Source organism: Variovorax gracilis (genome assembly GCF_030317115.1).
In the GTDB taxonomy this organism is placed as follows: domain Bacteria; phylum Pseudomonadota; class Gammaproteobacteria; order Burkholderiales; family Burkholderiaceae_C; genus Variovorax; species Variovorax gracilis.
In genome coordinates this window covers 225,830-245,737 of the sequence record NZ_JASZYF010000004.1, presented here as the reverse complement: position 1 = coordinate 245,737, position 19,908 = coordinate 225,830, and the positions used below count along the sequence as shown (strand labels likewise).

The following is a 19,908-nucleotide window of genomic DNA, read 5'->3' as shown; positions in this document are numbered from 1 at the left end:
GATTCCGTGAAGGGAGCAGAAGGAAGGTCGTCAGTGGCGCTCGGCGGCGCGCGCGGAGAACAGGCGTTGCAGCAGGCAGAAGACAAAAAGCAGCACGCCGACCACGATGCGGGTCCACCAGGAACTCAGCGTGCCGTCGAAGGAAATGAGGGTCTGGATGATCCCCAGCATGAGCACGCCGAACAGCGTGCCGACCACATAGCCGACGCCGCCGGTGAGCAGCGTTCCGCCGATCACCACGGCCGCGATGGCGTCGAGCTCGAGCCCCACGGCATGCAGCCCGTAGCCCGACAGCATGTAGAAGGTGAACACCACGCCACCCAGCGCGGAGCAGAACCCGGAGAGCGTGTAGACGCCGATCACGGTGGAGCGCACGGGCAGCCCCATCAGCAGCGCCGACTGCTCGTTGCCGCCGATCGCGTACACGGTGCGGCCGAAGGGCGTGTAATGCGCGACGAACACCGCGAGCGCCACCACCGCCAGCGCGATCAGCCCGCTGATCGTGATCGAAGCCCCGCCCCACACCGGCATGCGCCACTGCGAGACTTCCGAATAGAACTCGTTGGTGATGCTGATGGAGTCGATGCTGATCAGGTAGCAGAGCCCGCGCGCGAGGAACATGCCCGCCAGCGTGACGATGAAGGGCTGCAGGCGGAAGCGCTCGATCAGCACGCCCATGAAGGCGCCGAAAAGCGTGCCCATCAGCAGCACCAGCGGGATCACGATCGCCGGGCTCCAGCCGTGCTTCTCCACCAGCGAGGCCGAGACCATCGTGGTCAGCGCGATCACGGAGCCGACCGAGAGATCGATGCCGCCCGACAGGATCACGAAGGTCATGCCGACCGCGACGATGCAGAGGAAGGCGTTGTCGATCAGCAGGTTCAGGAACACCTGGGGCGAGAAGAAGCCGTCATAGAAAACCGAGCCCAGCGTCGCCATCAGCACGAAGAGCGAGATGGTTGCGCCCAGCGGCAGGTACTTGGGATTGAGGCGCCCACGCGGCCGCTGCGCCGATGCTGGGGATTGCGGCGCTCGCGCAGTCGTTTCAGGTACCACCGCGCTCATCGCACCACCTCCCCACGCGCAGGCCGCTGCACGAGCTGACGAAGGCTTGAACGGAACTCGGCCGACTGCAGCAACATGACCACGAACACCACTGCCGCCTTGACGACCAGGTTGATCTCCGGCGGCACGCCCAGGGAATAAATGCCATAGGTCAGCGTCTGGATGATGAGCGCGCCGATCACGCTACCTACGAGGCTGAAGCGCCCACCCGTGAGCGCGGTCCCGCCGAGCGTGACGGCGAGGATCGCGTCGAGTTCCAGCAACTGCCCCGCGTTGTTGCCATCGGCGCTCTTGACGTTCGAACTGATCAGGAGGCCGGCCACGCCCGCGCAGAAGCCGCAGAACATGTAGGCGCACACGATGATGCGCCGCGCCCGCACGCCGGCCACGCGAGCCGCATTCGGGTTGATGCCCACCGACTGGATGAACAGCCCCAGCGCGCTGCGCGTGATCGCGAGGTACAGCACGATGAACACGGCCGCCGCGATGTAGACCGAGAACGGCAGTCCGAACAGATAGCCGCTGCCGATGAAGAAGAACGGGGCGTAGTAGATCGTGATGATCTGGCCGCCCGTGATGAGTTGCGCGATGCCGCGCCCCGCGACCATCAGGATCAGCGTCGCGATGATCGGCTGCATACCCACGCGCGCAACCAGCAGCCCGTTCCACAACCCGCACACCGCCGCCACGGCGAGCGCAGCGACGATCGCCAGCCACATCGGGAAGCGGCTCACCTCGGCCGCGGCGCCATTGCTCACCACCAGCGACCCGCCGATCATCCAGGCCGCGAGCGCCGCCGCGATGGCGACGACCGCGCCCACCGAGATGTCGATGCCCCGCGTGGCAATGACGAGCGTCATCCCTAGCGACACCAGCACCAGCGGCGCCGCACGATTCAGGATGTCAATCAGGCTCCCGTACAGATGCCCGCTGCGCACCTCGATGTGCAGGAAGCTCGAATTGAACGCAGCATTGATCGCCAGCAGAAGCAGCAACGTGACCACCGGCCAAGCCAGCCGGTGCCGAAAGATGGCGCTCATGTCCGCCCTCCACCGCGCAGCGCGCGTCCAGCAACGTACGAACCCGGACATCCCCGGCCAGAAACTCCGCGGAACCGGCTTCGCAGGGCCGTAGGAGTTGCCCCCGGCAGGGGGTGGAGAGCGACACGAAGTGCGCGAGCCTGGGAGCGAGTCATACGTCCGCAGCGATGAGTTCGTACACCGCGTCCTCGCTGGTTCCGGCGGGCAGCTCGCCCACCTTGCGCCGCTCGCGCAGCACGGCGATGCGGTGTGACACGCGCACCACCTCGTTCATCTCGGACGAGATGAACAGCACCGCCATGCCGCCGCGCGCAAGGCGCAGGATCTCGTCCATGATTTCCTGCTTGGCCGCCACGTCGATGCCGCGCGTCGGCTCGTCGAGGATCAGCAGCCGCGGCTCGATCGCCAGCCAGCGCGCGAGCAATGCCTTCTGCTGGTTACCGCCCGAGAGCAGGCCGATGGGCGTGTCGACGCTGGCCGTCTTGATGCCCAGCGCCTTGACGAAGCGCTCCGCCAGCGCGGTCTGTTCCGCGCGCGAGAGCGTGTTGCGCACGCCGAGCCGCGCCTGCAGTGCCAGCGCGATGTTCTCGCGCAAGGACAGCTCGGCCACGATGCCATCGGTCTTGCGCTCCTCGGGGCACAGCGCGAGGCCGTGCTTCACCGCATCCGCCGGGCTGCCCAGGTCGACCACGACGCCGTCGATACGCAGGCTGCCGCCGTCGGGCTTCGCGAGGCCGAACAGCAGCCGCGCCAACTCGGTACGCCCGGAGCCCAGCAAGCCGGCCAGCCCCACGATCTCGCCCGCATGCACGCTCAGGTCCACCGGCTGCAACTGCCCGCGCTGGCCCACGCCTTCGGCCTGCAGCACCGCCGGCGCGCCCTCCTCGATCGGCGGAAGCTGCGCATGGCCCGTGGCCTGCGCCGCGAGTTCGCGCCCGACCATCGCAGCGATCAGGGCCTGAGGCCCAAGGTCTCCCGTCGCCCATTCGCCGACCCAGGTGCCGTTGCGCAGCACCGTGATGCGGTCCGACACGGCATAGACCTGGTTGAGGAAGTGCGTGACGAACAGGATGGCCAGCCCCTCGCCGCGCAAGCGGCGCAGCACGGCGAAGAGGCTCTTCACCTCGTCGTCGTCGAGGCTCGACGTCGGCTCATCGAGGATCAGCACCTTCGACGACAGGCCCAGGGCACGTGCGATCGCCACCAGTTGCTGCACCGCGACCGAGTAGCTGGACAGCAGCCGCGTGACATCGATGTCCACGTCCAGCCGCGCCAGCAACGCACGCGCCTGCCGGTTGACTGCGGCCCAGTCGATCCGATAGCCCTGCGCCAACCCGCAGCGCGGATAGCGCCCCGAAAAGATGTTCTCGGCCACCGAAAGGTTGGGGCAAAGGTTCACTTCCTGGTAGACCGTGCTGATGCCCATGCGCTGTGCTTCCAGCGGCGATGCTGGCCGGATCGGCTGCCCGGCCAGCAGCATCTCGCCGCTGTCGGCGGCATACACGCCCGTCAGCACCTTGATGAGCGTCGACTTGCCCGCGCCGTTCTGCCCCATCAGCGCATGGATCTCGCCGGCTCGCAGCCGCAATGCCACGCCGCGCAGCGCCGGCACGCCGTTGAACTGCTTGTCGATGCCCGTGAGTTGCAGCACGGGAGCAGAACTCACCATCTCGGTCCTCCACCGTGCCTGGCGCACGAGACTGGCGCAGCCAGAGGCCGGAAACCCCGCGGAACCGGCTTTGCCGGGCCGTTGGGGTTGTCCCCGGAGAGGGGGGTGGCGGCCACACGAAGTGGGCAAGCCTGGGGGTGAGCTTTCTTGTGCTTCATTTGTTCTTGTTGTAGACGTCGATGAAGACTGCAGCCAAGAGGACGAGCCCCTTGATGACCTGCTGGTAGTCGATGCCGATGCCGAGAATGGACATGCCGTTGTTCATCACCCCCATCACGAAAGCGCCGATCACCGCGCCCATGACCTTGCCCACGCCGCCCGAAGCCGAGGCGCCGCCGATGAAGCAGGCGGCGATCACGTCCAGTTCGAAGCCCAGCCCCGCCTTGGGCGTCGCCGTATTGAGCCGCGCCGCGAACACCAGCCCGGCCAACGCCGCGAGCACGCCCATGTTCACGAAAGTGAAGAAGGCCAGCCGCTGCGTCTTGATGCCCGACAGCCGCGCCGCCTTCTCGTTGCCGCCGAGTGCGTAGATGCGGCGGCCCACCGTGGTGCGGTTGGTCACGAAGTCGTAGGCCACGATCAGCACCGCCATCACGATCAGCACGTTCGGCAGTCCCTTGTAGGTCGCCAGCAGGTAACTGAGCAGCAGGATGGCCGCCGCGAAGAACAGGTTCTTGGCGAGAAAGAAGGCATAGGGCTCCTGAGCCATGCCGTGCTGCGCGAGCCTGGCGCGGCCGCGCAGCTTGAAGAACACCAGCGCGGCGGCCGCCAGCGCACCGAGCAGCAGCGATGTGGTGCGCAGGCTCTCGCCGCCGAACACATCGGGCACGAAGCCTGAGCTCAGCTTCTGGAAGGCTTCAGGAAACGGCCCTACCGACTGCCCCGCCAGCAGCGCCAAGGTGAGCCCCTTGAAGACCAGCATGCCCGCCAGCGTGACGATGAAGGACGGAATCCGGAAGAAGGCCACGAACCAGCCCTGCGCCGCACCGATCACGCCGCCCGCGACCAGGCACACGATGAAGGTCGGCACGAAGTGCCATTCGTATTCCACCATCAGCACCGCCGCGAGTGCGCCGATGAAGCCGCACACCGAGCCCACCGACAGGTCGATGTGGCCAGCCACGATCACCAGCAGCATGCCCAGCGCCATGATCACGATGTAGCTGTTCTGCAGCAGCAGGTTGGTGAGGTTCAGCGGCCGCATCAGCGTGCCGTCCGTCAGCACCTGGAACAGCACCATGATCGCGACCAGCGAGATCAGCATGCCGTACTCGCGCAGGTTGTTCTTGAGGAAGCCCGCGTGCTCCCCGCCGGTCGAGGCCGGTGCGCTGATCGGGGTGGCCGGCTTCACGGCATCGACTTCAGGCGGCATGGACGCTGCTCCCCGAGGCGACGATGACGCGCATGATCTTTTCCTGCGAAGCCTCGGCCGCAGGAAACTCGGCGACGAAGCGCCCCTCGTTCATCACGTAGATGCGGTCGCACATGCCGAGCAGTTCCGGCAGTTCGGACGAAATCATGAGAATGCCTTTTCCCTCGCTCGCCAGCTGGTCGATGATGGTGTAGATCTCGTACTTGGCACCGACGTCGATCCCGCGCGTCGGCTCGTCGAGGATCAGCAGTTCCGGCTTGGCGAACAGCCACTTGCTCAGCACCACCTTCTGCTGGTTTCCACCCGACAGGTTGACGACGCGCTGGTCGACCCCGGCGCAGCGGATGTTGAGCGCCCGCCGGTAGTCGCTCGCCACCTTGAACTCGCGGCCCTCGTCGATCACACCGCGCTCCGACACCGCGGCGAGGTTGGCAAGGCTCACGTTCTTGCGGATGTCTTCCTCCAGCACCAGGCCCGCGCTCTTGCGATCCTCGGTGACGTAGGCGATGCCGTGGTCGATGGCCTTCCGGATCGTGCCGACGTCCACCTCCTTGCCGCGCATCCGGACCGAGCCGCTGATGCGCTGGCCGTAGGAGCGGCCGAACACGCTCATCGCGAACTCGGTGCGTCCGGCGCCCATCAGGCCCGCGATGCCGACGATCTCGCCGCTGCGCACATGCAGGTTCACGCCCTTGATCTGCTCGCGGTCGGCGTGCAGCGCGTGATGCACGTGCCAGTCGCGCACCTCGAAGAGCATCTCGCCGATGTTCGGCGTGCGCTCCGGATAGCGGTGCGCCATGTCGCGCCCGACCATGCCGCGGATGATGCGGTCCTCGCTGATCGGCGCGGCGCGGCATTCCATCGTCTCGACGGTCGCGCCATCGCGCAGCACCGTGATCGAATCCGCCACCTTCGCGATCTCGTTGAGCTTGTGCGAGATGAGGATCGAGGCGATGCCCTGCCCCTTGAGTTCCAGCAGCAGCTTCAGCAGCGCGTCGCTGTCGCTTTCGTTGAGGCTCGCGGTGGGCTCGTCGAGGATCAGCAGCTTGACCTCTTTCGAGAGCGCCTTCGCGATCTCCACCAGCTGCTGCTTTCCGACGCCCAGGTTGGTGATAAGCGCGGTGGGTTGTTCCTTGAGCCCCACCTTCGCCAGCAGCTCGCGCGTCCGGGCGTAGGCCTCGAACCAGTCGATCACGCCGCCACGCGCCGTCTCGTTGCCGAGGAAGATGTTCTCCGCAATGGACAGCAGCGGCACCAGCGCCAGCTCCTGGTGGATGATGATGATGCCGAGCTTCTCGCTGTCGGCGATGCCCCTGAAGCGGCGCAGCTCACCCTCGAAGTGGATTTCGCCCTCGTACGAGTCGCAGGGGTACACACCGCTGAGCACCTTCATCAGCGTGGATTTTCCCGCGCCGTTCTCGCCGACCACCGCATGGATCTCGCCCGCGCGCACCGCGAGGTTGACGTTGTCCAGCGCGTTCACGCCCGGAAAGGTCTTGGTGATGCCGCGCATCTCCAGAATCACTTCGTTCACCCTGTCTCCTTCGAGCCTGCGGCGCCAGCCGGCACCGCATCGCATGCGGCGGCTACTTGATCTGGCTCTCCTTGTAGTAGCCGCTGTCGACAAGCGCCTGCTTCCAGTTCGACGCATCGACGCTCACCGGCTTCAGCAGGTAGGACGGCACGACCTTCACGCCGTTGTTGTAGGTCTTCGTGTCGTTCACCTCCGGCTGCTTGCCCGCCAGCATGGCGTCGACCATGCCCACCGTGACCTTGGCCAGTTCGCGCGTGTCCTTGAACACGGTGGAAGTCTGCTCCTTCTTGAGGATCGACTTCACCGAAGGCACTTCGGCGTCCTGCCCCGTCACTACCGGCATCGGCTGCTGCGCCGTGCCATAGCCCACGCCCTTGAGCGAGGAGATGATGCCGATCGACAGGCCGTCATAGGGCGAGAGCACGGCATCCACGCGGTCCTTGGTGTAGTAGGCCGACAGCAGGTTGTCCATGCGCGACTGCGCGACCGCACCGTCCCAGCGCAGGGTCGAGACCTTCTCCATGCCCATCTGCTTGCTGCGGACCACCAGCTTGCCGCTGTCGAGGTAGGGCTTGAGCACCGACATCGCGCCGTTGTAGAAGAAGAAGGCGTTGTTGTCGTCCGGCGACCCGCCGAAGAGCTCGATGTTGTAGGGGCCCTTGCCCTCCTTGAGCTTCAGCGCCTGCTCGATGTAGCTGGCCTGAAGCACCCCGACCTGGTAGTTGTCGAAGGTGGCGTAGTAGTCGACGTTCTTCGAGCCCTTGATGAGCCGGTCATAGGCGATGACCTTCACGCCCTTGTCGGCGGCCTTCTGCAGAACGTCCGAGAGCGTGGTGCCGTCGATCGCGGCGATGACCAGCACCTTGGCGCCCTTCGTCACCATGTTCTCGACCTGCGCGAGCTGGTTGGGAATGTCGTCGTCGGCGTATTGCAGGTCGGTCTTGTAGCCCTTCTCGTTGAAGTACTTGACCATGTTCGACCCGTCGGCAATCCACCGCGCCGACGACTTGGTCGGCATCGAGATGGCGATGAGCCCCTTGTCCTGGGCATGGACCCACGGCGCGACGCCGATGAGCAACGTGGTGGCAGCACCGGCCAGCAGGGTCTTGAGAAAGTTGCGTTTCATTTCAGGGTCTCCATCGTTCAATCAGTCATTCCGCTCGACGGCCGCCGCGCAGCGCGCCGCATTTGGTGGGCCGCCGCGGAACCGGCTCTGCCGGGCCGCTGGCGGCGCCCCCTGGAAGGGGGTGGAGAGCGACACGAAGTGCGCGAGCCTGGGGGTCAGTACTTTCGACTGGGGAATTCAGCCTTGGCGACTTCCATGGGGAAGATGCCTTCCTTCGTGAGGATGCGCTTGGGGATGGGCTTGCCGGCCTTGATGTCCTTCACCGCGCTCATCAGTTGCGGCCCCAGCAGCGGGCTGCATTCGACCGACACGTTGAGCTTGCCGGCCATCATGGCCTCGAAGGCGCCCTTCACCGCGTCGATCGAGATGATGATGATGTCCTGCGCCGGCTTCATGCCCGCTTCCTCGATGGCCTGGATGGCGCCGATCGCCATGTCGTCGTTGTGCGCGTAGAGCACATTGATCTTCTTGCCCTCGGCCTTCAGGAAGGCCTCCATCACTTCCTTGCCCTTGGCGCGCGTGAAGTCGCCGGTCTGCGAGCGGATGATCTTGAACTTCGGGTCGGCCTTGATGATCTCCTCGAAGCCCTTCTTGCGGTCGATCGCCGGCGCCGAGCCCACGGTGCCCTGCAACTCGACGATGTTGATCGGCCCGGCGTTGCCCTTTTCCTTCTCGACCAGCCAGCGGCCGGCCTTGCGGCCTTCCTCGACGAAGTCCGAGCCCATGAAAGTGACGTAGAGCGAGTCGTCCTTGGTGTTGACGGAGCGGTCGGTCAGCACCACGGGGATGTTGGCGGCCTTGGCCTCCTTCAGCACGGTTTCCCAACCCGATTCGACCACCGGCGAGAAGGCGATGACATCGACCTTCTGCGCGATGTAGGAACGGATCGCCTTGATCTGGTTCTCCTGCTTCTGCTGCGCGTCGGAGAACTTGAGATCGATGTCGGACTCCTTGGCCGCCGACTTGATCGACTCGGTGTTGGCTGTGCGCCATTCGCTTTCCGCGCCGACCTGGGCAAAGCCCAGAACGATCTTCTTCTGCGCCAGTGCCGTGACGGGCAGCAGGGAGGACAGCGACGCGGTGGCGAGCGCAATGTTGAGCGTGCGACGATTCAGTTTCATGTTGTCTCCTGGTTGACGTGGTGAAAGAAACTCTTCTTTTCTTGTTATCTGCTTCTCCTGTCGCTCAGGCCAGCACGTAGCCGGTCTTGACGGTGGTGTAGAACTCCGCGGCGTGTCGCCCCTGCTCGCGCGGACCGTAGCTCGATGCCTTGCGGCCGCCGAAGGGCACGTGGTAGTCCACGCCGGCGGTCGGCAGGTTGACCATGGTCACGCCGACCCTCGCGTGGCGCTTGAAGTGCATGGCCCGCGACAGCGACGTGGTGCAGATGCCGGCGCACAGGCCGAAGGGCGTGTCGTTGGCCAGCGCCAGCGCGTGCTCGTAGTCGTCGGCGCGCAGTACGCAGGCCACGGGCCCGAAGATCTCGTCGCGCGCGACGCGGTGCTCGGGCCTGGCGAGAAAGAGCGCCGGGCTCATGTAGTAGCCGGTGGTCGCGCGATTGAGCCGCTCACCGCCGCCCATGTGCTGGGCGCCTTCCGCAGTGGCGCTCTCGATGGCGGCGAGGTTGCGTTCCAGCTGGTGGCGGTCGACCACCGGCCCGATGTCGGTGCCCTGCGCCAGTGCGTGGCCGATCTTGAGTGCCGCGAGGCGGTGGCGCACGCGCGAGACGAAGGCGTCGTGCACCGTTGCCTCGACGATCAGGCGGCTCGATGCGGTGCAGCGCTGGCCGGTCGAGAAGTAGGCGCCCTGCACCGCGCAGTCGACGGCGCGGTCGAGGTCTGCGTCGGCAAGCACCACGAGGGGGTTCTTGCCGCCCATCTCCAGTTGCACCTTGGCGCGCCGGCGGGCGGCGGCCTGCAGTATGTGTTCGCCGGTGGCGACCGATCCGGTGAAACTGATCGCATCCACGAGCGGGCTGTCGACGATGGTCTGTCCCACTTCGCGTCCGCTGCCCATCACGAGGTTGAAGGTGCCGGCCGGCAACGCCGCGCGGCTGATGATCTCGGCCAGCGCCCAGCCACAGGCAGGCACCAGTTCGGCCGGCTTGAACACGACGCTGTTGCCGCAGGCCAGCGCGGGCGCGATCTTCCATGCGGGGATGGCGAGCGGGAAGTTCCAGGGCGTGATGAGGCCGACGACGCCGAGTGGCTCGCGCGTGATGTCGACCTGAACGCCGGGCCGGACGGAGGCGAGCGTTTCGCCGTCGCCGCGCAAGGCCTCGCCGGCGAAGAACTTGAAGATGTGGCCGGCACGCGCCGCTTCGCCGATCGCCTCGGGCAGGGTCTTGCCTTCTTCGCGGGCGAGGAGCGTGCCGAGTTCATCGCGGCGCGCGAGGATCTCGCTGCCGATCTGGTCGAGCACGTCGGCGCGCCGTTGCGGCGTCGTCTGGCTCCAATGCGGGAAGGCGTCGGCCGCGGCGCGGATCGCCAGCTCGGTCTGGTTGCGATCCGCGCGAGCGTATTCCGCGACCACTTCGCGGGTGTCGGACGGGTTTTCACTGATTCCCGTGGTGACACCCGTCTCCCAGCGGCCGTTGATGTACTGCCGTGCGTTCTGTTGGAGGTCACTGCGCTTCAAAGTGGGGCGAGTGTAGGAATCGCCCTCATATCTTTCCAATCAATATTTCGGTGGAATAGATATCAGAAGCGGCATTCAGGTAAACCCCATATGACCAACTACACGCACTGGTTCATCCGTGCGCGCCTCAAGACCCGGCAACTGCTGTTGCTCGTGGCACTGGCCGAGGAAGGCAACATCCATCGCGCGGCGCAGGTGCTGAGCATGACGCAACCGGCCGCGTCGAAGTTGTTGAAGGATCTGGAAGACGTGCTGGAAGTGCCGCTGTTCGAACGTCTGCCGCGCGGGATGCGGCCGACCTGGTACGGCGAGACGATGATCCGCCACGCGCGCATTGCACTCGCGAGCCTCAATCAGGCGCATGACGAGCTCACGGCGCTCAAGGCGGGCAGCGCGGGGCAGGTCAACATCGGCGCGATCACTGCGCCGGGGCTGGTGCTGCTGCCGCCGGCAGTGGCACAGGTGAAGCGCGATCATCCGAATCTGCGCGTATCGCTGGAGATCGAGACGAGCCCGGTGCTGCTGGAACGTCTGGAACAAGGCAAGCTCGATCTGCTCGTGGCGCGGCTCTTCGCGGAGCACGACAAGAGCAACCTGCGTTACGAGGCGCTGACGGAGGAGCCGGTCTGCGCTTTGGTGCGGCCGGGGCACCCGCTCCTGGGCATGGCAGGGCTCGGCTTGCGCGACCTGGTGTCGGCGGGCTGGATCGTGCCGCCGGCGGGCAGCGTCCTGCGCCATCGCTTCGAGCTGATGTTCCAGGAGGAAGGTCTGGCGCCGCCGATCAACGTGATCGAGACGGCCGCGCTGCTCTTCATCACGCGGATGCTGCAGCAGAGCGACATGGTGGCGGTGCTTGCCACGGACGTGGCGCGCTACTACGCGGCGCATGGGATCGTGTCGCTGCTGCCGATCGAGATTCCTTGCCACATGGATGCGTTCGGGATCATCACGCGCACCGACCGTTTGTTGTCGCCTGCAGCCAAGGTGATGATGAAGGCGTTGAAGGCGCAGAGCTTTGCGGCGTATGGGCGGCGGCTTGAGGACTGACGCTGCTTTCGACCGATGGGGTGGCGTCGTCGGGCGGTGTGCCCTGGGCTGGCCGACGTCACCGGCCGCTTCGCGGCTGCCCTGCGCTGCTCACGACAGGCGGGGTCCGCAAGGAAGCCCGAAGGGCCGGCGCAGCGAGGTCGGCCAGCCCGCACCGCCTGCCGGGCGTCCACCCCCGCGGACAAGACTTCCCTTGCCCCCTAGATAAGTACACAGTGCGGAACCTCCCGCCCCCCAGGAGACATCCTTGAACGCAACACCCTCTGCCATCTGCCCCACAACCCCTGCAATGCTCGAAGCGCCTCGTTGCGTCTGGCCTGCAAACGCGACTCTGGGCGAAGGCACCCTGTGGTCGCAGCGCGAGCAGGCGCTCTACTGGGTCGACATCCTTGAAAGCCGTCTGCATCGTTTCGACCCGGCGAGCAATGGCCAAACGAGTTGGAGCTTCGACGAAGAGATCTCCGCAGTTGCAGAACGATCCAGCGCACCCGGCCTCATCGTGACGCTGCGCCGGGGCTTCGCCCTGTTCGACCCGGCCGCGGGCGACGTTGCGCCCAGGTACCTGCATCAGCCCGAACCGGAACTCGCCGCCAACCGCTTCAACGATGGCAAGTGCGATGCGCAGGGCCGCTTCTGGGGCGGCACCATGGACTTCGCGTGCGAAGCGCCCAGCGGCTCGCTCTACCGCTTCGACCCCGATGGAAGCTGCAGCCGCCACGACCAAGGCTTTGCCGTCACCAACGGGCCCACCTGGTCGCTGGACGGACGGACCATGTACTTCAACGACACCGTCACCAGCCGCATCTACGCCTACGACTTCGATGAAGCATCCGGCACCCCCTCCAACAAGCGCGAGTGGCGCCGCTTCGCGCGCGGCGACGGCTTTCCGGATGGCATGACGACGGATGCGGCGGGACGGCTCTGGATCGCGCATTGGGGCGGCGCCTGCGTCAGTTGCCACGATCCGGTCAGCGCCGACGAACTCTGCCGCATCCAGCTGCCGACAAGCCACATCACCAATTGCGCGTTCGGAGGCCCCGATCTGTGCACGCTCTACATCACGAGTGCCACCACCGGCCTCACCCCGGAGCAGCGAGAGGCCGAGCCTGAAGCGGGCGGGCTCTTCGCCGTTCAGCTCGACGTGCCCGGCCTGCCCGCTTCGTTGTTCGGCGGGTGAAGCCGGCTTTCACGCACGCAAGCGCCCCTCGTCGGCGGCCGAACGCCTGCGCCGCGCCGCCCCTGGCGACACACCGATGTACCGCTTGAAGGACCGGCTGAACGCCGCCTCGGACTGATAGCCGAAACGGCTTGCCAGATCGCACAGCCGTGCATCCTTCTCCTGCAGTGAATTGAGCGCCAGATGCATGCGCCAGCGCGCCACGTAGCGCATGGCGGGCTCACCGACCAGCGCCGTGAAGCGCGCCGCAAACGCCGAGCGCGACATCGCCACCTCGCGCGCCAGCGCCGCCACCGTCCACGGCCGCGCGGCATCGCGGTGGATCAGCGAGATGGCGCGGCCGATCTGCTTGTCCTGCAGCGCGCCGAGCCATCCGGTCCGGGCGGCCGGGTCCTTCGCCATCCATGCGCGAATCGCCTGCACCACGAGGATGTCGGCCAGCCGCGTGATGACCGTGTCGCCTCCCGGCTGCAACTCCTGCGCCTCGACGGCCATCAAGCGGAGCAGGCTGCCGACCCAGTCGAGTTCGCGCGCACCGGGCGCGTCGATGCGGATCACCGGCGGAAGCAGCTTCACGAGATGGTGCGCGGCCGGATGGTCGAAGCGCACCGCACCGCAGACCAGATGGGTCGGCGCGCCGCCGCCGCCGTGCTGCAGGAGTTCGTAGCGCTCGCTGACCTGATCGCGCGGCAACTCGAACAGCTTCGCAGTCTCGGCGCCGGGCTCGCAGACGAGACGATGGCCTTCGCCGTGCGGCACGAGCGCGAATTCGCCCGGTTGCAGCAGCTGCGGTTCCTCGCCGTCGACCTCGAGCCAGCACTGTCCCGAGGTCACGACATGGAACATCAGGCTGTCCTCCATCGGCGGCAGCGCGAGCCCCCAAGGGGCGGTGAACTCCGAGCGGCAATAGAAGATGCCGCTCATCCGCAGGAAATGCAGGGCCTCGCCGAGCGGGTCGACCGGTACCAGGGCTTCCTTGAGCTTCATGCGGCGCAGTATGCGCAGCGCGCACCTCATCGTCCAGCGGGACTGGACGTATGAGCATGAAAGCGCGACCGTTGGACATTGATGCACCGGCCTCCAGTCGCGATAGTGGACTTCATGCAAAACCACTTGGAGCAACGCAGCATGAACACCGTCCCCACCATCACCGTCATGGGCGCGACCGGGCACACGGGCTCGAACATCGCACAGCGCCTGTTGAAGTCCGGCGCCAAGGTTCGCGCGCTCGGAAGGAATCAAGGCAAGCTCTCGGCACTCCAGAGTGCCGGCGCCGAAGTTCGAACCGGCGATGTGGCCGATGCGGGCTTCCTGGCCGAGGCGTTTCGCGAAGCGGACGCCGTCTACACCCTGCTGGCGACCGATCGCCGTGCGCCCGACTATGCGGCGCGGCAGGCAAGGGAGGGTGAAGCCATCGCCGACGCGGTCCGCAAAAGCGGTGTCCCCCGCGTCGTTGCGCTCAGCAGCCTGGGAGCGGATCTGCCGGAAGCGACCGGCGTGATCTCAGGCCTGCACGCACAGGAACTGCAACTTCAGCGCATCGCGAGCATCGACCTTCTCCTTCTTCGCCCTGCCTCCTTCTTCGAGAACTTCTTCGAGGCGCTGGATGTCGTCAGGCAAACGGGCGTGCTGGCCGATTCCGTCGCACCGGACATCGCCATGCCGATGGTCGCCGCCGACGACATTGCCGCCGTCGCGGCACAGGCGCTCATCCAGCGAAACTGGAGCGGCATCGCCGTGCGCGAACTGCTTGGCCCGCGCGACCTGAGCCACGCCGAGGTCGCCCGCATCCTGGGCGAGCGCATCGGGCAGCCCGATCTGACCTACGTCCAGCTGTCCGATGCCGAGATGGCGAACGCACTGGTCGGCGCAGGCCTCTCGGCGGGCTTCGCCGATCTCTACATCGAGATGACGCGCGCATTCAACGCCAACAGGGTTCATCCTCTCGATCGAGGCACCCATCGCAGCAGCACTCCGACGGCCTTCGAGGACTTCGCCGGGAGGCTCGCCGGGGCTCACGCGGCTTTACTTTCAACTCGTGAATTTGTTAAGACAAATTAGCTACATTTTCAAGACATCTTGTAGTGCCTTACACCAAAGGGCAGGTTGTCATGCACCTTCGCTGCGTGTTCAATGCACGTCCAATCCTCGCTGTTTCAGCGCCCAACCTTGAACGGCCGTCGCGTGCGACGGCCCGGGAGATGTGGAATGAGTGAAATGACGGCCTTGAATCCAGCGGAAGAAACCCCGGTCATTCGCCTGATCGACGACGACGTGTCGTTCAGGCGCGCGGTGCAACGGTTGCTGCGTGCGGCCGGGCATCGCGTGGCGGAGTACGGATCGGTGGGCGAGATGCTGCTCGAAGGCATCGGGAGCGCACCGGGCTGCTTGGTGCTGGACATTCACATGCCCGGCCCGAGCGGGCTGGATCTCCAGGAAATGGTCGCCACGCAACCGGAGCCGCTGCCGGTGATCTTCGTCACGGCCGAAGCGACCGTGCATGAAACCCTCCGCGCCATGAAGGCCGGCGCTGCGGACTTCCTCTTCAAGCCGGTGGATGGCGATGCGCTATTGTCGGTGGTGAACAAGGCCGTACACGAGGACGCCATCCGGCGCCAGGCGCATCGCCGGCTGTTTGCACTGCAGACCCGCTACTCGCGCCTGAGCCCTCGCGAGCGGCAAGTGCTCGATATGGTCGTCAATGGCGCGCTCAACAAGCAGATCAGCGCCGAACTCGGCGCCGCGGAACGGACGGTCAAGGCGCATCGCGCGCATGTCATGGAAAAGATGGAGGTGAGCTCGCTGGCCGACCTGGTCCGGGCGGTCGGGCAACTTGGCGCGGCACCCCAGTCCTTCAGTCGCGTCGGCGCCTGAGCGCGCTCGCGAGCCAGAGCCCCCAGGCGCATTGCCATGTCGCCCAAGCCCACCGCGGGGATCGCGGTCTCGGCGCTGATCGTCTTGCTGCTGGCGACCGTGTGGCCCGCGATGAGCTCGAGCCGTCGGCGCGTTTCGATGGCGCTCCGGCCGATGCAGCGCCACCCGGCCGCTGCGGGAAACGCCGGCCCGATCCACAGCGTCGACGAACTGACGGCATCCATCACCCACGAGATCAACCAGCCGCTGAGCGCCATCCTGGCGAACGTGGATGCTGGCGCCCTGCTATGGAAGCAGCAGCCGCTGCCGGCCGACGAACTCAAGAGCATCCTGACGGACATCCGCGACGATGTCCTGCGGATCAGGCAGATCATCCAGAAGCTGAGGACCTTGCTCGGCAAGCGTTCGCTCGAAGCCACGATGCTGGAGCTGAACGACGTGATCGCGGCGAGCAGGGGCCTGCTCGGCCAGCTCGCGCAGCGCCATCAGACCCGCCTGCAGTTCGATCTCGCGCCCGGCCTGCCGCCCGTCATGGGCGACGGCATGCACCTGCAGCAGGTGCTGGTGAACCTGGCGACCAACGGCATGGAGGCCATGAGCCAACTGCCGCCAGACCAGCGCATGCTCAAGCTGACGACGGAAAAGGGCGACAAGGGGACCGCGGTCTTCACCGTCGCCGACAGCGGGCCCGGCGTGGGCGCCAGCAAGCTGCCGGAGATCTTCAAGGTTTTCTACTCGACCAAGCCGGAAGGCATGGGCATGGGCCTCGCCATCGTGAAGACCATCGTCGACGCGCACGGCGGCAAGATCGAGGTCTGCACCAACGACCAGGCCGGCGCGCTGTTCAGGGTGTCGCTGCCCACCATCGGCGTGGCGCACAGGCGCACGGGCCGCAAGGCGGCCGCCGGGATCCCGTCGGCCTAGGATGCGCCGCTCGATCGCGCGCATCGATTTGCACGATTGCCCCAAGGTGCAAAGCGCGTTGCCCATCGGGCCGATGGGCAATGCACACTGGCGCCTCCATCATCGATTCACCGAGATTGGCGATCCATCATGACGACAGCACTCCAGAGCAGAACGCGAACCGAAGGCATGGTCTGGATTCCCGACGGTACCTTCCTCATGGGATCGGACCGGCACTATCCGGAGGAAGCCCCGCCCCACAAGGTGGCCGTCAAGGGCTTCTGGATCGACACGCACGCCGTGACCAACACGGAGTTCAAGCGCTTCGTGGAGGCGACCGGCCACGTCACGCTGGCCGAGCGTCCGGCCAATCCCGAGGACTATCCGGGCGCGGACCCCTCGCTGCTCGCGCCTTCGTCGGTCGTGTTCCAGAAGACACCCGGGCCGGTGGACATGGGCAATCCCTACAACTGGTGGACCTACCAGCGCGGCGCCGACTGGCGCCATCCTCGCGGGCCGGGCAGCTCGCTGCAGGGCCTCTGGAAGCATCCGGTCGTGCATGTCGCTTTCGAGGATGCCGAGGCTTATGCAAGGTGGGCCGGCAAGGAGCTGCCCACCGAAGCCGAGTGGGAATACGCCGCGCGCGGCGGGCTCGAAGGCGCCGAGTACACCTGGGGCAATGAGTTCAGCCCCGGCGGGAAATTGATGGCGAACAGCTGGCAGGGCGAATTCCCGTGGCAGAACCTGCTGCAGGACGGCTACGAATGGACCGCGCCGGTCGGCTCGTTTCCGCCGAACGGCTACGGCCTGTACGACATGGCCGGCAATGTCTGGGAATGGACCACCGACTGGTACCAGGAGCACGGGAAGATCACCCATAGCTGCTGCACGCTCGACAACCCGCGCGGCGGTCAGGTCGATGGAAGCTACGACCCGCGCACGCCGGAGGTCCGCATTCCGCGCCGGGTGATGAAGGGCGGCTCGCACCTCTGCGCGCCGAACTACTGCCATCGCTATCGGCCGGCCGCGCGGATGGCGCAGCCGATCGACACGGCGACCTGCCACCTGGGCTTTCGCTGCATCGTGCGCAAGGAGCCGGCGCAAGCGTGATGAAAGGAAGAACGATGACGAAGCCCCTTGTCCGGTGCACGCTGTGGACGGCCCTGATGCTGGCCTCCTTCGGCGCGGCAGCGACCGAAGGCGGCATCGGGCGCCCGATCACCGCCCAGCAGGTGTACTCCGATGCCGGCATCGTGCCGCCGACGCCGGGCTTCGCGTTGTCGCTGGCCAGCATCTACTTCTCGGGCGACATGGACGGCTCCCGCCAGGTGTCCCTCGGCCGCACCCTCGGCGTCGGGCTGGAGGCCACGGCGGTCTACAACATCGCGAACCTCACCTATGTGTGGAATACGGGGCCGGGCCGCTGGAACTTCGCGTCGGCCATCGGGCTGCCGGTGCAATACACCAAGGCCGAGATCGACATCGCCGGCCCATTGCGCAGCGCCACGGTCAGCGACAGCAACACGCACTTCGCCGACATGCTGTTCAACCCGCTCATCGCGGGTTATCACATCAGCGAGACCGAGCATCTCGCCCTTTCCGTGCCCTTCTATGCACCGACGGGCTCGTACAACTCGGACCGCCTCGCCAATGCCGGCCAGAACACCTGGACCTTCTCGCCGACGGTCGCGTACACCCGGCTGCTGAAAGGCGGCGGCGAATTCACTGCGCTGGCGGCGTTCGACTTCTACACGCGCAACGACGACACCGACTACAAGAACGGCGCGGTGTTCCGCATCGATGCCATGTGGACCACCACTATCGCGCCGCAATGGCATCTCGGTGTCGTCGGCGGCTGGATCGAGCAGTTCGAGGACGACACGGGACCCACGGCGGACAAGCTCAACGGCTTCAAGGGCCGTGCCGTGGGCCTGGGGCCCATCGTCACCTGGAGCGGGAAGATCGGCACCCAGCCGGCCGCCTTCTCGGCGCGGTGGGTCTATGACGTGGAAGCCAAGAACCGGCCCAAGGGCAATGGCGTGTCGGTGAATCTCACGCTGCCATTCATGTAGGGCGCGCCAGGTTCCCTCAGTCGGGCTTGGCGCCCAGCGACTTCAGCAGCGCCTGGAATTCGGGTGAGCGGCGCAGGACGTCGCGGCCCGCGTCGATCAGCTGCGTGACTTCCCAACCGCTGATCGAGAACGCCGTCGGCGTCTGCAGCAGTTCGCGGCGTGTGTCCCCCTCGGCGTCACGCAGGTTGACCGCCACCACATGGATTTCCGCATCCGCCGCGAAGGCGTCGGAGCCGTCGCCGCGGTGGGTCTTGAGGTCCGCGCGCCACTGGCGCGTGATGTCTGTGAGGAACTCCTGCGTCTCGATGGTCGCGCGCGAGCCGGTACCGAAGAGCAGCGCGTCGCTGACCTGTGCGAGGCCGGGCACCTTGTCGTCCGCGTCGATGTTGTTGGCGGGGTCCCGCTCGGAGTTGACGGTGACCAGCACCAGCTTGCGGATGCTGCCGGGCGGCAGGCCCGCGTTGGACAGGCTCCGGCGCAGGCCGCCGCCGGCGAGCGCGCGATCGAGCATCCGGCGCACACCGAGGTTGTCCGCCAGGCCACCGTCGACCAGGTGGATATAGGGGCGCCGCTTCGCATCGAGGTAGCTCTTGGACTGCGAGCGGTACATGCGCGCGCGATAGTCGGTACCGGCTCCGAAGACCTCCGGTGTCCGCACGCCTTGATCGAGGCACTCGCCCGCGTAGTTCTTCAGCCCCATCGGGCTCAGCACGATCGGCACCGCCGAGGAGGCCGCCACCGCAAAAGCCAGCGGCACGCTGCGCAGGTCGGAGCAGATCAGAGCGAACTGCTCCCGCGTGAATTCGAAGGTGGTGCCCAGGGACATGTCGGTCGCCGCGATGATGAGTTGCGTGCGCGGCGGGTTGTCCTCGACGTCGGCGAAGGTGCGGCCCTCGTAGAGCTCGTCCAGCCGCTCCGCGAGAACGTTGCTGCGCCCGTACCAGGGCGAGGTCATCTTGTAGAGATGCACCGGGCGCAGCGTCTGGGTGATAAGGCCGTTCTGGAAGTTCTGCCGCAGGAAGTCGCGCTCGAAATCAGGCAGCCTCTCGACGCCGAAGGCCGCGTAGTACGCCGCCAGGATGCTGCCGCCCGACACGCCGGTGATGACGTCGGCCGTCGTCAGCAGGTCGGTTTCCCGGCCGTTCCAGCGGAAGGTGGTGCGATGCAGTTCCGTCAGCACCCCATAGCCGAAGGCAGCGGCTCGCGCGCCACCACCGGAGAGCGTCACCGCGACGACGATGCTCGGATCGGCCGAGGCGGCGATGGGTGGCGTGGTCGCACTATCGACGACCAGCGGCGCATTGATCCACGGCCGCACCGAGGAGCAGCCCGCCAGGCACGCGGCGATCAGCACGCCGCAGAGGACGGTGCGGATCGCGGCCAAGCGCTCAG

General features: G+C 66.4%; 17 protein-coding genes. 7 read left to right on the top strand and 10 right to left on the bottom strand.

Going from position 1 to position 19,908, the window contains the following annotated elements; genetic code table 11:
* Positions 1-30 precede the first annotated feature (30 nt).
* The 8 genes from yjfF to QTH97_RS10995 form a co-directional block, all read right to left on the bottom strand.
* Entirely contained in the window at positions 31-1,065 is a 1,035-nt protein-coding gene (gene yjfF / locus QTH97_RS11030; protein WP_286568179.1) for a galactofuranose ABC transporter, permease protein YjfF, read from the bottom strand.
* On the bottom strand, positions 1,062-2,105 hold the full coding sequence (locus tag QTH97_RS11025; RefSeq protein WP_286568178.1) for an ABC transporter permease: 1,044 nt from the start codon (positions 2,103-2,105) through the stop codon (positions 1,062-1,064). Before QTH97_RS11025 ends, yjfF begins: the two co-directional genes overlap by 4 nt.
* Before the next feature lie 151 nt (positions 2,106-2,256).
* Complete coding sequence (locus tag QTH97_RS11020; RefSeq protein WP_286568177.1) at positions 2,257-3,774, bottom strand: sugar ABC transporter ATP-binding protein; 1,518 nt, start codon at positions 3,772-3,774, stop codon at positions 2,257-2,259.
* A 154-nt stretch (positions 3,775-3,928) separates the two neighbouring features.
* Positions 3,929-5,146: a multiple monosaccharide ABC transporter permease gene (mmsB, locus tag QTH97_RS11015; protein WP_286568176.1), complete on the bottom strand. Its 1,218-nt coding sequence runs from the start codon at positions 5,144-5,146 to the stop codon at positions 3,929-3,931.
* On the bottom strand, positions 5,136-6,659 hold the full coding sequence (gene mmsA / locus QTH97_RS11010) for a multiple monosaccharide ABC transporter ATP-binding protein (RefSeq protein ID WP_444813423.1): 1,524 nt from the start codon (positions 6,657-6,659) through the stop codon (positions 5,136-5,138). The genes mmsB and mmsA overlap by 11 nt, the downstream gene beginning before the upstream one ends.
* A gap of 73 nt (positions 6,660-6,732) precedes the next feature.
* Entirely contained in the window at positions 6,733-7,806 is a 1,074-nt protein-coding gene (chvE, locus tag QTH97_RS11005; protein WP_286568174.1) for a multiple monosaccharide ABC transporter substrate-binding protein, read from the bottom strand.
* Positions 7,807-7,961: 155 nt separating this feature from the next.
* Positions 7,962-8,927 (bottom strand): ABC transporter substrate-binding protein, encoded by a 966-nt coding sequence (locus tag QTH97_RS11000; RefSeq protein WP_286568173.1) that lies wholly within the window; start codon positions 8,925-8,927, stop codon positions 7,962-7,964.
* 64 nt (positions 8,928-8,991) lie between these two features.
* The gene (locus QTH97_RS10995; protein WP_286568172.1) at positions 8,992-10,443 is read right to left on the bottom strand and encodes an aldehyde dehydrogenase family protein; all 1,452 of its coding nucleotides are present in this window, start codon (positions 10,441-10,443) and stop codon (positions 8,992-8,994) included.
* Between the two features lie 90 nt (positions 10,444-10,533).
* Here QTH97_RS10995 and QTH97_RS10990 point away from each other — a divergent pair, with 90 nt between their 5' ends.
* Positions 10,534-11,490: a LysR family transcriptional regulator gene (locus QTH97_RS10990; RefSeq protein WP_286568171.1), complete on the top strand. Its 957-nt coding sequence runs from the start codon at positions 10,534-10,536 to the stop codon at positions 11,488-11,490.
* A gap of 289 nt (positions 11,491-11,779) precedes the next feature.
* On the top strand, positions 11,780-12,667 hold the full coding sequence (locus tag QTH97_RS10985) for an SMP-30/gluconolactonase/LRE family protein (RefSeq protein WP_286568316.1): 888 nt from the start codon (positions 11,780-11,782) through the stop codon (positions 12,665-12,667).
* Positions 12,668-12,676: 9 nt separating this feature from the next.
* Here the strand turns inward: QTH97_RS10985 and QTH97_RS10980 are convergent, their stop codons facing one another.
* The gene (locus QTH97_RS10980; protein WP_286568170.1) at positions 12,677-13,654 is read right to left on the bottom strand and encodes an AraC family transcriptional regulator; all 978 of its coding nucleotides are present in this window, start codon (positions 13,652-13,654) and stop codon (positions 12,677-12,679) included.
* Between the two features lie 141 nt (positions 13,655-13,795).
* Between QTH97_RS10980 and QTH97_RS10975 the strand changes: the two genes are divergently transcribed.
* The 5 genes from QTH97_RS10975 to QTH97_RS10955 all read left to right on the top strand — a co-directional run bounded on the left by QTH97_RS10975 (position 13,796) and on the right by QTH97_RS10955 (position 18,516).
* Positions 13,796-14,728, top strand: a complete 933-nt coding sequence (locus QTH97_RS10975) for an NmrA family NAD(P)-binding protein (RefSeq protein ID WP_286568169.1) — start codon at positions 13,796-13,798, stop codon at positions 14,726-14,728.
* A gap of 147 nt (positions 14,729-14,875) precedes the next feature.
* A complete protein-coding gene (locus QTH97_RS10970) occupies positions 14,876-15,541 on the top strand; it encodes a response regulator transcription factor (RefSeq protein WP_286568168.1) in 666 nt (221 codons plus the stop codon).
* Between the two features lie 36 nt (positions 15,542-15,577).
* Positions 15,578-16,465: a sensor histidine kinase gene (locus tag QTH97_RS10965; RefSeq protein ID WP_286568167.1), complete on the top strand. Its 888-nt coding sequence runs from the start codon at positions 15,578-15,580 to the stop codon at positions 16,463-16,465.
* Between the two features lie 129 nt (positions 16,466-16,594).
* Complete coding sequence (locus QTH97_RS10960; protein ID WP_286568166.1) at positions 16,595-17,554, top strand: formylglycine-generating enzyme family protein; 960 nt, start codon at positions 16,595-16,597, stop codon at positions 17,552-17,554.
* Between the two features lie 14 nt (positions 17,555-17,568).
* Positions 17,569-18,516 carry a SphA family protein gene (locus tag QTH97_RS10955; protein ID WP_286568165.1) on the top strand — a complete coding sequence of 316 codons (948 nt, stop codon included), beginning with the start codon at positions 17,569-17,571 and terminating at the stop codon, positions 18,514-18,516.
* Positions 18,517-18,532: 16 nt separating this feature from the next.
* On the opposite strand, the gene QTH97_RS10950 is transcribed toward QTH97_RS10955, so the two are convergent.
* On the bottom strand, positions 18,533-19,900 hold the full coding sequence (locus QTH97_RS10950; RefSeq protein WP_286568164.1) for a patatin-like phospholipase family protein: 1,368 nt from the start codon (positions 19,898-19,900) through the stop codon (positions 18,533-18,535).
* Positions 19,901-19,908: the final 8 nt, after the last annotated feature.